13 protein-coding genes are annotated in these 12,446 nt (G+C 72.8%); 4 read left to right on the forward strand and 9 right to left on the reverse strand.

The annotated features are described in order from the left end of the window. The first annotated feature begins 24 nt into the window (after positions 1–24). The 4 genes from thiS (at position 25) to BJ992_RS20045 (ending at position 4,155) form a co-directional block, all read left to right on the forward strand. Complete coding sequence (thiS, locus tag BJ992_RS20030; protein WP_184988564.1) at positions 25–225, forward strand: sulfur carrier protein ThiS; 201 nt, start codon at positions 25–27, stop codon at positions 223–225. Positions 226–289: 64 nt separating this feature from the next. Then, positions 290–1,195, forward strand: coding sequence for a thiazole synthase (locus BJ992_RS20035; protein WP_184983233.1), 906 nt, complete (start codon positions 290–292; stop codon positions 1,193–1,195). Positions 1,196–1,275: 80 nt separating this feature from the next. Continuing rightward, a complete protein-coding gene (gene pknB / locus BJ992_RS20040) occupies positions 1,276–3,204 on the forward strand; it encodes a Stk1 family PASTA domain-containing Ser/Thr kinase (protein ID WP_184983235.1) in 1,929 nt (642 codons plus the stop codon). An 84-nt stretch (positions 3,205–3,288) separates the two neighbouring features. Next, the gene (locus tag BJ992_RS20045) at positions 3,289–4,155 is read left to right on the forward strand and encodes a hypothetical protein (RefSeq protein WP_221474901.1); all 867 of its coding nucleotides are present in this window, start codon (positions 3,289–3,291) and stop codon (positions 4,153–4,155) included. A gap of 61 nt (positions 4,156–4,216) precedes the next feature. Here BJ992_RS20045 and alc read toward each other — a convergent pair whose 3' ends face one another. The 9 genes from alc to uraD form a co-directional block, all read right to left on the reverse strand. Beyond that, complete coding sequence (alc, locus tag BJ992_RS20050; protein ID WP_184983237.1) at positions 4,217–5,188, reverse strand: allantoicase; 972 nt, start codon at positions 5,186–5,188, stop codon at positions 4,217–4,219. Positions 5,189–5,308: 120 nt separating this feature from the next. Then, on the reverse strand, positions 5,309–6,607 hold the full coding sequence (gene allB, locus BJ992_RS20055; RefSeq protein WP_343072769.1) for an allantoinase AllB: 1,299 nt from the start codon (positions 6,605–6,607) through the stop codon (positions 5,309–5,311). An 82-nt stretch (positions 6,608–6,689) separates the two neighbouring features. After that, positions 6,690–7,835, reverse strand: a complete 1,146-nt coding sequence (locus BJ992_RS20060; protein ID WP_221474902.1) for a glycerate kinase — start codon at positions 7,833–7,835, stop codon at positions 6,690–6,692. 16 nt (positions 7,836–7,851) lie between these two features. After that, positions 7,852–9,237 carry an 8-oxoguanine deaminase gene (locus BJ992_RS20065; RefSeq protein ID WP_184983241.1) on the reverse strand — a complete coding sequence of 462 codons (1,386 nt, stop codon included), beginning with the start codon at positions 9,235–9,237 and terminating at the stop codon, positions 7,852–7,854. Further along, positions 9,234–9,704, reverse strand: a complete 471-nt coding sequence (locus tag BJ992_RS20070) for a (2Fe-2S)-binding protein (protein ID WP_184983243.1) — start codon at positions 9,702–9,704, stop codon at positions 9,234–9,236. Before BJ992_RS20070 ends, BJ992_RS20065 begins: the two co-directional genes overlap by 4 nt. Further along, positions 9,695–10,570: an FAD binding domain-containing protein gene (locus BJ992_RS20075; RefSeq protein ID WP_184983245.1), complete on the reverse strand. Its 876-nt coding sequence runs from the start codon at positions 10,568–10,570 to the stop codon at positions 9,695–9,697. Before BJ992_RS20075 ends, BJ992_RS20070 begins: the two co-directional genes overlap by 10 nt. 17 nt (positions 10,571–10,587) lie before the next feature. Continuing rightward, the gene (gene pucL, locus BJ992_RS20080; RefSeq protein ID WP_184983247.1) at positions 10,588–11,457 is read right to left on the reverse strand and encodes a factor-independent urate hydroxylase; all 870 of its coding nucleotides are present in this window, start codon (positions 11,455–11,457) and stop codon (positions 10,588–10,590) included. Between the two features lie 2 nt (positions 11,458–11,459). Continuing rightward, on the reverse strand, positions 11,460–11,783 hold the full coding sequence (gene uraH, locus BJ992_RS20085; protein WP_184983256.1) for a hydroxyisourate hydrolase: 324 nt from the start codon (positions 11,781–11,783) through the stop codon (positions 11,460–11,462). Beyond that, positions 11,780–12,316, reverse strand: coding sequence for a 2-oxo-4-hydroxy-4-carboxy-5-ureidoimidazoline decarboxylase (uraD, locus tag BJ992_RS20090; RefSeq protein WP_184983257.1), 537 nt, complete (start codon positions 12,314–12,316; stop codon positions 11,780–11,782). Before uraD ends, uraH begins: the two co-directional genes overlap by 4 nt. Between the last annotated feature and the right edge of the window lie 130 nt (positions 12,317–12,446).

Genomic DNA, 12,446 nt, shown 5'->3' on the forward strand with positions numbered 1-12,446 from the left:
GGACGGGACTCCCGCACAAGGCACATGAAGGTGACGATCAACGGCAGGACCCACGACCTTCCCGACGGCACCACAGTCGGCCAGGCCGTGCGCGAGCTGACCGCCGCCCCGAGCGGCGTGGCGGTCGCACTGAACGACGAGGTGGTACGGCGCGGCGACTGGGAGACGACCACGCTCGGCGCCGACGACAGGGTCGAGGTGCTGACGGCGGTGCAAGGTGGCTGACCCGGCGACCCCGCGTACCCCGGCCGACGCATCGAACTCTCAGCACCAGGAGCAGCCTGACCTCATGGACCACAGCGACCACGCAGACCACACCGACCGTCTGGGTCACGGCGACCACCTCGCCGAGGACCACCTCCGGCACACGGACATCGTGAGCACCGACCTCGTGAGCAGCGACCTCGTGAGCACGGCCGAGGACGACACCCTGGAGCTCGGCGGGGAGAAGTTCCGGTCCCGCCTCATCATGGGCACCGGCGGCGCGCCGTCCCTCGAAGTGCTCGACGACGCGCTCGTCGCCTCAGGCACCGAGATCACCACAGTGGCCATGCGCCGTCTCGACCCCGAGGCCCAGGGGTCGGTGCTCGACGTGCTGCGCCGCAGGGGCATCAAGGTGCTGCCCAACACCGCCGGATGCTTCACCGCCGGCGAGGCGGTGCTCACGGCCCGGCTGGCCCGTGAGGCGCTCGGCACCTCCTGGGTGAAGCTGGAGGTGATCAACGACGAGCGCACGCTGCTGCCGGACCCCATCGAGACCTTCGACGCGGCGGAGCGGCTCGTCGCCGACGGCTTCACCGTGCTGCCGTACATCGGGGACGACCCCGCGCTCGCCAGGCGGCTGGAGCAGGCCGGCTGCGCGGCCGTCATGCCGCTCGGCTCCCCCATCGGCTCCGGCCTCGGCATCCGCAACCCGCACAACATCGAGCTCATCGTCGAGTCGGCCGGCGTGCCGGTGATCCTGGACGCCGGCATCGGCACCGCGAGCGACGCGGCTCTGGCGATGGAGCTCGGCTGCGACGCGGTGCTGCTCGCCACCGCCGTCACCCGTGCGCGGCGGCCTGGGCTGATGGCGTCCGCCATGCGCGACGCCGTCGTCGCCGGACGCATGGCGCGCCTCGCGGGCAGGATCCCGCGGCGCCGGTACGCTGAGGCGTCCTCGCCGGCGATCAGGCCGGCGGCAAGGGATCGCTGAGCTGGGACGGGGAAACATGTCGGCATCGGTTTGGGATGAGCCCGCTCTGCGCCTGGCAAACCGCCCGTAAACTCGCTCCTGTGGACACGACGGTTGCGGACCCCCTCGTAGGGCGAGTGCTGGACGGACGCTACCGCGTCGAGTCCCGGGTCGCCCGGGGTGGCATGGCTGCGGTCTATCTCGCGCTGGACGTCCGGCTCGACCGCACGGTCGCTCTCAAGGTCATGCACCGGTCGCTGGCCGAGGACCCCGACTTCGTGCGGCGGTTCATCGGCGAGGCCAAGTCCGTGGCGAGCCTTTCCCACCCCAACGTGGTCCACGTCTTCGACCAGGGCACCGACGGCGACCATGTGTACCTGTCGATGGAGTACGTCCCCGGCAGCACGCTGCGCGACGTGCTGCGCCGCCGCACGCGGCTGCCGGCGCGCGAGGCGCTGGAGATCATGATCCCGGTGCTGGCGGCGCTCGGCGCGGCCCACCAGGCCGGCATGGTGCACCGCGACGTCAAGCCGGAGAACGTCCTCATCACCGACGACGGCCGGGTCAAGGTCGTGGACTTCGGGCTGGCCCGCGCCATCGAGGGCGGCTCCCATCAGACCCGCACCGGTGTCATGATCGGCACCATCGCGTACATGTCCCCCGAGCAGGTCCTCGCCGGTCAGACCGACGCGCGCAGCGACGTCTACGCGGCAGGCGTGATGCTGTACGAGTTGCTCACCGGACGGCAGCCGTACGAGGGTGAGAACCCGATGTCGGTGGCGTACCGCCATGTGCACGACCGGGTGCCGGCCCCGTCGGCCGTCGTCCCCGGCACGCCGCCGCCGCTCGACACCCTGGTGCTCGCCGCCACCGACCGCGACCCCGCCAGGCGTCCGCCGGACGCCACGGCCATGCTGGTCGCCGCCGTGGACGCGCACCGCGCGCTGCCCTCGGGGCCCTCCCCCACGGCCCGGCACACCGCCGTGCCGGCCGGCCCCGGGGATTCTTCGGGGGTCACCGCGAGCCCGATGCCGCCGCCGGCCAACCCGACGCTGATCCACTCCGCCGCCGACCTGCTGACCTCACCCCCGGCGCGGCCCGGCCACGAGGCCTCGCGCCGCCGCCACGTCAACTGGTTCCTCATCGCGCTCGGGATCGTGATGATCGGCGCCGTCGCCGGCACCGGCTGGTGGTTCTCCGAGGGCCGCTACGACAAGGTCCCCGACCTGGTCGGCATGAACCTCGCCGTGGCCAAGGCCGAGGCCGGCAAACGCGGCTTCGAGGTCAAGGTCGGGCCCGCCGAGCACGACAGCAAGCTCGGCGAGGGCAAGGTGCTGCGCACCGATCCCGGCGCGGGCCGCGAAGTGGTGAGCGGTTCCGCCATCACGCTCATCCCGTCCTCCGGCCCCGTCAAGATCGCCGTACCCAACGTCGTCGGCCTCTCCGAGGCAGAGGCGCGCGCCAAGATCTCCGAAGCGGGCCTCACCGCCGGCTCGGTCAGCAAGGTCCCGAGCGACACCGTGCAGCGGGGCCAGGTCCTGCGCACCAGCCCCCAGGTCGGCACCAAGATCAAAGAAGGCGGCAAGGTCCAGCTCATCCTCAGCGCCGGCCAGCTCATGCCGGACGTGAGCGAGATGCAGTGCGACCAGGCCGCCGAGTTCCTCCGCCAGCGCGGCCTCAACCCCGCCGTCGTCGAGCAGGTCGACGACGCGCAACCCGGCACCGTGATCGCGCAGAACCCCGCCGCGCGCGCCGAGATCACCTCCGGCCAGCAGGTCCAGCTCACCTGCAGCAAGGGCCCCGACGTCGGCTTCCGCTGGCCCTGGGAACGCGACCCCAACGTCCAGCCCGGCCAGAACCTCGTCCCCATCCCCGACGTCCGCTTCAAAAGCGTCCGCGACGCCAGCAACGAACTCCGCGCCGCCGGCTTCCAGGTCAAGGTCCGCCGCGTGGCCGGCCGCGGCGTCGTCCTGGGAGAGAACCCCCTCGGCCAGGCCCCGGCCGGCACCCGCATCACCATCTGGCACTGACCTCATCCGGCCACCGGCCGATCAAGGTAAAGAAAAACCCGAACCACCGTCACGTAAAGTACCGGTCATGTAACTTCCCGTGACATGCCATCTGTCGTCCATGACACCTTGAACTCACTGTTCCGCAACCGGCCCGAGCTCGCCGCAGAACTCCTGCGTGACCGGTTCGGCGTCCACGTGCCACCCGACGCACCCGTGCACGTGACCACGAGCGACTTCAACGACCGCCCGTCCCGCGACAGCCAGGCCGACACCGTGATCCTCGTCGGCTCGTCACGGGACCCTCTCCACGGCATCATCGTGGAGATCCAGCAGGACGTCGACGACTCCAAGCGCCGCGGCCTGGCCCGCTACGCGGCGGCCCTCTGGCTGCGGCTCGACCGCCCCGTCTCCGTCCTCGTGGTCTGCCCCAACCCGAAGGTCGCGGCATGGGCCGCCGAACCCATCCGCACGACGCTCCCGGGTTACGTCCTCAGCGCCGAGGTCCTCGGACCCGCCCTCATCCCCAAGGTCACCGACCCGGCGCAGGCCGCGGACAACCCTGAACTGGCGGCCATCTCGGTGATGGCCCACGGCAGGCACCGCGCCGTCGTCACCGCGTTCATGACCGCCCTGGAGAAGGTCCCCCTCGATCACGCTCCGCATTACTATGAATACGCACACCGTCTGGCCTCACCGGCCGCACGGCGCATCCTGGAGGAGATCATGTCGTCTACCACCTGGCCCGTCTACAGCCCGTTCGCCCGCGAGCACTTCGGCAAGGGACTGGCCGAGGGCCGGACCGAGGGTCAAGCCGAGTCGCTCCTGACCGTCATTCACATGCGTGGCATCACGGTGCCCGGCGAGGTCAAGGAGCGCATCATGTCGTGCCGCGACCATGACCAGCTGGACACGTGGCTGCAGCGTGCCGTCGGCGCGACCTCGCTCGACGAGATCTTCGGCGCCGACTGAGGACCGCATGGCGCCGGTGGCCTCAGGACCTCCTTGGTGGAGTCCGGCCACCGGCGCGGGGTCAGGTCGCGGGGGTGCCGTGGAGGCGGAGGCGGCCGAGGCCGCCGTCCGGGTAGATGTCGAGGCGGACGTGGGTGGCGGAGGTGGACGGGGAGAGGCGGAAATGGTGGCGGGTGTCGGGCTGGAGGGGGGTTCTTTGCAGTAGGGGGGTCCAGGTGGCGTCGTCGAGAGGTGCGCCTTGGGGGAGGTTGGCGGCGGTGAGGCTCGCGGCGGCGGGAGCGTTGTAGACGAGGTTGGTGGTGTCGAGTTCCGCCAGGTGGATGACGCCGGGGAGGCCCAGGCGGACGATGAGCCAGTCGTTTCCCTCGTCGCGGCGGCGCGCGGTCTCCCAGCCTTCGGCCTGGTGGCGGGGGAGGCCGGGGGCCAGGACGTTGGCGGGGGACGAGTAGAACTCGTTGGAGCAGGCGATGACGAGGCCGCCGTTCTCCAAGGCGGCCAGGTCGGTGGTGAGGCCCTCGTAGCGGAGGGGGTCGGGGACGACCTCGCCGTGTGCGCGGAGGCGGGCCACGCCGCCGTCGGGGTGGATGTTGAGTCTCAGGTGGGTGACGCGGACGGGGTGGTCGACGGCGAACTCGTGGGTGCTGTCACCGGTGAGGGGGGTTCGCGGGACGATCTCGGTCCAGTCGGCGGCGTGGAGTTCCGCGACGGAAGGGTGACCGTCGAGTGCGCAGGCCTCCACCGAGGCGGTCGCGGGGTGGTTGCCGGTGAACCACGCCGTGTCGACGACGACGCCGCGCACGATGCCGGGGAGGCCGAGGCGGACGATGGCCCAGTCGTGGCCGGAGGTGCGTCGGCGGCGGGTCTCCCACCCGTCGTACACCTGACCCCGGAAGCCGAAGGTGTGCGGCTGGAACACCGGAGCGCTCGGCAGGATCAGCGCCTGCCGTTCGGCGAACGACTCGTCGCTCGCGGCGACGACCGACCCTCCGTAGGCGCGGGACGCGAGGTCAGGCAGCCTGCCGACGTCGCTCACGTGCGGTCCTCCACCTGGTCGTTCAGATGACGTGTCATGTGGCCCCTCACGTTGCGGGTTGCCTGGTGGGTGGCGGTCACAGGAGTTCGCCGGTGGGGTCGGTGACCTGGTGGGTGGCGGTCACAGGAGCGCTCCGGTGGGGTCGGTGGTGTCGGTGACCTGGTGGCCGCGGAGCCATGTGGTGCGGACGACTCCGGTGAGGGTGCGGCCGTGGTAGGGGGTGATCGGGTTGCGGTGGCGCAGGCGTGCGGCGTCCACGGTGAAGTCGGCGGTGTCGTCGAAGGCGACCAGGTCGGCGTCTGCGCCTACGGCGATGGCGCCTTTGGCGGTGAGGCCGGCGAGTGCGGCGGTGCGGGTGGACATCCAGTCCACGACGCGGGTCAGGGGGTGGCCGCGGTCCCTGGCCTCGGTCCACACGGCCGGCAGGCCGAGTTGCAGGGACGAGATGCCGCCCCAGGCGGCGGCGAAGTCGGGGACCTTCAGGTCGGGGGTGGAGGGTGAGTGGTCGGACACGACGCAGTCGAGTACGCCGGCGGCGAGGCCGTCCCACAGCGCGTCGCGGTTGCCGGTGTCGCGGATCGGGGGGCAGCACTTGAACTCGGGGCCGCGGACCTGGTCGGCGCTGAGGGTGAGGTAGTGGGGACAGGTCTCGGCGGTGATCCGCACGCCGTCCCGTCTGGCGGCCTCCAGGGGTTCCAGGCAGGAGGCGGAGGAGACGTGGAGGATGTGCACGCGCGCCCCGATGTCCATGGCGGCGGCGACGACGCGTTCCACGGCGCGGCGTTCTGACTCACCGGGCCGGGAGCCGAGGAACTCGGGGTAGGTCGGCCCGGCGGGCTCGGTGAGCAGCGCGGGGTCCTCGGCGTGGACCACCATGAGGCCGTCGAACGCCGCGATCTCGGTGAGCGCGGCCCGCAGTCCGTCGTCGTCGAGCGGCGGGAACTCGTCCACACCGGACGGCGACAGGAAGCACTTGAACCCGTACACGCCGGCGTCGTGCAGGGGCCGCAACGCGGCGGCGTTCCCGGGGATGGCGCCACCCCAGAAGCCGACGTCCACGGCGCACTTCCCCGCGGCGGCCTCGCGTTTCACCGCGAGCGCGGCGGCGTCCACCGTGGGGGGAAGGGAGTTCAGCGGCATGTCGACGATGGTGGTGACCCCACCGGCCGCGGCCGCGCGGGTGGCGGTGGCGAACCCCTCCCATTCGGTGCGACCCGGTTCGTTGACGTGCACGTGGGTGTCGACGAGACCTGGCAGGAGCACGGTGTCCCCGAGGTCCACGTGCTCCGCGGCCTCCGGCGGTTCCGCGTACGGCGCCAGCGCGGCGATCGTGCCGCCACGGACCGCCACGGCCAACGGCCGCTCCCCCTCAGGTGTCACGACCCGGCGTGACCGCACGACCAGATCGAATCCGCTCACCGGATCTCCTCCCGTTCTCCGTGGACGAGCCGGCCGGCGGTCCGCACGACACGGCAGGACCGTACGACCGGCTCGACCCGGCTCATCGGTCATCCTCCGCGCCGGTGGCGGGCCACTCGGTGGCGATGCCGGTGGCCAGGCGTTCGAGGAGGGGGCCGGCTTGGGTCATGAGGCGGGTCTCGTCCTTCTCGATGTCGGTGAGTGCGTACGCGCGGTGGATGCCGGCCTGGCCGAGCTGGCCGGCGGTCAGGGTGGTGCGGCCGCAGACGGCGATGACGGGGACGGCTTGTGCGGCGGCCATGGCGGCGACGCCGGCGGGGGCCTTGCCGCGGAGGGTCTGCTCGTCGAGGGCTCCTTCGCCGGTGACGACCAACGTGGCACCGGGGAGGTGGCCGGCGAAGCCGAGGAGGTCGAGGAGCAGCGCGATGCCGGAGCCGGTGGCGGCTCTCAGGAACGCCATCGCGGCGAAGCCGGTGCCGCCGGCCGCGCCGGCGCCGGGGTCGTCCCTGCACCGCACGCCGAGCTCACGTTCCGCGATGTCGGCGAAGCGGATCAGGGCCTCCTCCAGGCGGCGCACGTCGTCCGGGCCTGCGCCTTTCTGGGGACCGTAGACGGCGGCGGCGCCGTGCGGGCCGAGCAGCGGGTTGTCGACGTCGCTTGCCAGGGTGAACGTCACCCCGTCAGGCAGGGTGAATCCGGACAGGTCCATGGCGTGCAGGTCCGTGAGCGCCGCGCCACCCGGCGGCAGGTCGTGGCCGCGTGCGTCGAGCAGGCGCACGCCGAGCGCACGGGCCAGGCCGGCGCCGCCGTCGGTGCAGGCGCTGCCGCCGAGGCCGATCACGACCCGGCGCGCGCCACCGGCGAGCGCCGCCGCGATCATGTCGCCGGTGCCTTCGCTGCCGGCGGTGAGTGGCGCGAGGCGACCGCCGGGGAGCCGCCGCAGGCCGGACGCCTCGGCCAGCTCCACGATCGCGAGGTCGCCTCGTGTCGCGTACGCCGCGGTGACCGGATCGCCGAGCGGGCCGGTGGCCGTGGTCCGCCTGCGGGTGAACCCGGCGACGACGGCGGCGTCCACCGTGCCGTCCCCGCCGTCGGCCACCGGCACGGTGACCACCTGCGTGCGCGGCCGCGCGGCGCGGAACCCGGCCGCGACCCGTGCGGCCACCTCGACGGCTGTGAGCGACCCCTTGAACTTGTCCGGAGCGACGACCACGTGTCCCTGGCTCAAGCACCCCTCCCCTTGGTCATCCGTGGACTTCTCCGGCCACTGTATGACCTTGGCCCGCGGCCAGTTCCAGGAGGCGGCGATGCGCCGTGGCGCCGGCCTCGGCGGCGGTGTCCTGGGGGACGGTGCGCAGCTCACCGGCCTCCACGATGGTCCGGCCTGCCACCATGACGCGTGCGACGGGGGGTGGCGGGCCGAGGACGAGCGCGCCGACGGGGTCGTCCACGGCGGAGCGGAAACCGTCGACGCGCCACAGCACGACGTCGGCCTGTTTGCCGGGTTCCAGGGTGCCGATGTCGTCGCGGCCGAGGCAGCGCGCGCCGCCGAGGGTGGCCGTCTCCAGCGCCTGGCGTGCGGTGAGGGCCGTCGGGCCGTACCGTGCGCGCTGGAAGAGGAGCGACTGGCGCATCTCGCCGGACAGCGGCGTGAGCTCGCTGGAGGCGCTGCCGTCGACGCCGAGGCCGACGATCGCGCCGGCGCGCAGCAGTTCGGAGACGCGGGCTATCCCGGCGCCGAGGCGGCCGTTGGACGAGGGGCAGTGCGCGGTGCCGGTGCCGGTCTCGGCGAAGCGGGTGATGTCGCGGTCGCGGAGGTGGACGGCGTGCGCGACCCACACGTCGGGCCCGAGCCAGCCGAGTTTCTCCATGTAGTCGACCGGCGCGCAGCCCATCTGCGCCAGGCAGTGCTCCTCCTCGTCCAGCGTCTCGCACAGGTGGGTGTGCAGACGCACCCCTTTGTCGCGTGCGAGCGAGGCGGCCTCGGTCATGAGGCGGCCGGTGACGGAGAACGGCGAGCACGGCGCGACGGCGACCCGCAGCATCGAACCGGGTGCGGGGTCGTGGTAGGTGTCGATGGCCTCGGCCGTGGCGTCGAGGATCTCCTCCAGGGTCTCCACGACCTCGTCCGGCGGCAGCCCGCCGTCGGAGGCCCCGCGGTCCATGGAGCCGCGGCAGGGGTGGAACCGCACCCCGATGTCGCGCGCCGCGTCGATCTCGGCGGCGAACAGGTCGCCGCGGCCGGAGGGGAACACGTAGTGGTGGTCGGTGGTCGTGGTGCAGCCCGACAGGGCCAGCCAGCCGAGGCCGGCCGTGGCGGCGCCGTTGACGACCTCGGCGTCCATGGCGGCCCACACCTGGTACAGCGCGGTGAGCCACTCGAACAGGGTGGCGTCCTGCGCGACCCCCTGCGTGGCCCACTGGTACAGGTGGTGGTGGGTGTTGACCAGGCCGGGGGTCGCGAGGCACCCGGTGCCGTCGACGCGTTCGGCGCCGGGGACGTCCGGCGCGGGCCCTTCGCCGAGCGCGGCGACGCGGCCGTCCTCGATGTGGAGGTACCCGCGGGTGATCTCGGGTCCGGCGACGGGGGCGACGGCGACGTTCTCGACGACGGTCGCGCGGGGGGTCACCGGGCCGCCTTCCGCGCGGCGGCGAGGCGCACCGCGTCCATGATCTTCTCGTAGCCGGTGCAGCGGCACAGGTTGCCGGCCAGCGCCTCCCTGATCTCGGGGTCGGACGGCTCGGGGACCCGTTCCAGCAGGTCGTGCGCCTGGACGACGAGGCCGGGGGTGCAGAATCCGCACTGTACGGCGCCGCACTCGACGAACGCCTCCTGCACGGGGTCGAGCCGGTCGCCGTCGGCGAGCCCTTCGACGGTCCGCACCTCGCGGCCCTCGGCCTGACCGGCGGCCACCAGGCACGCGCACACCGGCAGCCCGTCGAGGTACACCGTGCAGGACCCGCACTCCCCCTGCTCGCAGGCGTTCTTGGACCCGGGGAGGCCGAGACGTTCACGCAGCACGTACAGCAGGCTCTCGCCTTCCCAGACGCCGTCGGCGGTCTCGGCGCGGCCGTTGACGGTGAGGTTCACGCGCATGACGCCACCCTTTCGCGGTAGTCGTTCCAGGCCCAGCCGAGCGTCCGTCTGGCCATGACCGCCACGGCGTGGCGGCGGTAGGCGGCGGTGCCGCGCACGTCGTCGATCGGGGAGGCCGCCTCGGCCGCCAGTTCGCCGAACCTCGCGAGCAGCGGTCCGGTGAGCGGCGCGGCGCCGTCCCAGTCGAGCTCGGCGGCGAGGAAGTCCTCGGCGGCCCTGGCCCGGCGCGGCGTGGGGGCCGCGGAACCGAGGCCGGTGCCGGCGCGGCGCTCGCGCGGGTGCAGCGCGACGGCGAACGAGCAGACGGCGATGACCATGGCGTTGCGGGTGCCGACCTTGGAGAAGTACTGCGGCCCGGTGGCGGGGCTCATCCAGAAGGCACGGATCAGCTCGTCGGGCCGCAGCGCGTTGCGTTTGACGCCGGTGTAGAACGTGTCGGCGGGGATCATGCGCACGCCGCCTGCCGCCGACTCGGCCTCGATGACGGCGTCCCCGGCGAGCAGCGGCGGGTGGCTGTCCCCCGCCGGTGACGCGGCGCCGAGGTTGCCGCCGACGGAGCCTCGGTTGCGGATCTGCGGCGACCCGACGGTGCGGGACGCCTGGGCCAGGCCCGGCAGCCGGTCCCCGAGCTCGGTGATGATCCTCGCGTACGGCACGGCGGCCCCGACCCGCACCCGGCCGTCGGCGGCGACCTCCCAGTCGCTCAGGGACGTGATCGCGCCGAGGTCGAGCAGCGCGGCCGGCCGCCGCACGTCGAAGTTGATCTCCACCATGACGTCGGTGCCTCCCTGGAGGGGGACCGCGCCGGGGACGTCGGCCTTGGCGGCCAGCGCCTCCTCCCAGGTGGCGGGACGCAGGAACTCCATTGCTCGCGCTCCTTGCTCTAGTCCCACGCCGGACCGGGATCGGGGGCGTCGTCGTGCCGCACGGTGCCTTCGATGAGGCCGTACGGACGGTCGGCCGCGAAGTAGACCTCGTTGTCGTTGTCCAGCCCGAAGGGGGTGAGGTCGACGAGGAAGTGGTGTTTGTTGGGGAGCGCCAGACGTACCTCGCAGATCTCCTCACGGGTGGTGAGCACGCGCGAGCCCATGGCGTACAGGGTCTGCTGCAGGGACAGGCTGTGCGTGCCGGCGAACGCCTCGATCAGGCATCGCCGCACCTGTTCGTAGGATTTCCCGTAGTCGCGGGACCCGGCCGCCGACGGGTGGTGGCGCCACCCCGCGGTGACGGCGGTGGCGAGGACGCGGTCGGTGGCCGGCGGGAGCGTGGTGTAACGGTCCTCGGCGAAACCGTGGAACTCCGAGCCGGTGGTGTTGAGCAGCACCAGATCGCGCAGGCCCGACACCACGCTGGTGCTCCCGTCCTTGTCGTGGTGGACGACGCAGGTGCGCACCTCGGCGGCGGCGCGGGAGAACGAGTGCGGGCCCTGCCGTTCCCAGGAGTACTCCTCGATCGCGACCCGTGCGTGGCGGACGGCCGGCTGCGAGGCGGTGAAGTGCCGCGCGAGCAGCAGCGCGAAGTCCTCGATCTGGCCGACGCCGTGCTCGCGCGCGAAGGCGTAGACGGTGTTCTTCTGCGAGTCGGTCGGCAGGACGGCGGAGTTGTCGCCGGTCAGGTGGGTGGCGGCCAGGTCACCTGACAGGGCCACGCTGACGTTGCAGTCCTTGATGTGATGCGTGTCCCCGTCGCGGGTGACGCGGACGACGCGGGTCTCCGCCTTGCCGTAGCGGTTGGCGCCGAGGACGACGGTCACGGCTAGCTCCCACGGTAGGTCGAGTAGGCGAACGGGCTGAGCAGCAGCGGCACGTGGTGGTGCGCCGCGGGGTCGGCGACGGTGAACGTCACGACGACCTCGGGGTAGAACGCGTCCACGCCGAGACGGGTGAAGTACTCCCCGGTGCCGAAGACGAGCCGGTACGTCCCGGCTTCCGGCTCGCCGTCCGGCAGCCAGTCGCGCAGCCGGCCGTCGTGGTCGGTGCTTCCCGTCGCCACGGCGCGGCCGTCGCGTTCCAGCCGGACGGCGACGCCTTCGGCGGGACGGCCGAGGGTGGCGTCCAGGACGTGCGTGGACAGGCTCATGGAGCCTCCCTGCCCGCGGTCAGCAGTTTCCCCACCCGCAATCTGGTGATCTTGGCGAGTTCCTCGCGCACGACGGCGCGTTCGGCCGGTTCGTCGTTGCCGAGGCGCGCCGTCAGCCGGTCCAGCATCTCGGCGGCGGTCAGCCCGGTGGCGCAGACCAGGTACACGTGGCCGAACCGCCGTTCGTAGGCGGCGTTGCCGTCCGCGAGTCCGGTGAGGACATCCTCGTCCGCGCCGTCGGCGCCGGCCTGCTCGCGGCGCGACCAGGCCGACTCACGTCCCGTACCCGCGGCGCGCTCGCCGATGCGGGGGTGCGCCGCCAGCGCCTGGAGGACCTGCGGCCAGGTCAGGCCGAGCACGGTGGCGGCGGCCGTGTCCGCGAGGTCGTCCGCCGACGCGAAGGGCCGCGCCGCGGCCACCTCGGCGGCGAAGGCCGTGGACGCGCAGCAGGCGAGCAGCTCGCGCCGCGCCTCGGGTTCGGGCAGGGCGTTGAGCGCGGCCAAGCCGGCGTGCGCCGGGGTGACGTGCGGCATGACAGCCAGTAGATCGCCCGGCCCCGCGGCCGGTCCAGTGGCGATGACTCCGAACCGGGCCGCGCATCGCCGGGACTTTTCGTGTCATGCTCCAACAGGCCGGAGGCCCCCGGCGACTGTCCTAAGCTGG

Origin of the sequence: Sphaerisporangium rubeum (assembly GCF_014207705.1) — a bacterium.
Classification (GTDB): domain Bacteria; phylum Actinomycetota; class Actinomycetes; order Streptosporangiales; family Streptosporangiaceae; genus Sphaerisporangium; species Sphaerisporangium rubeum.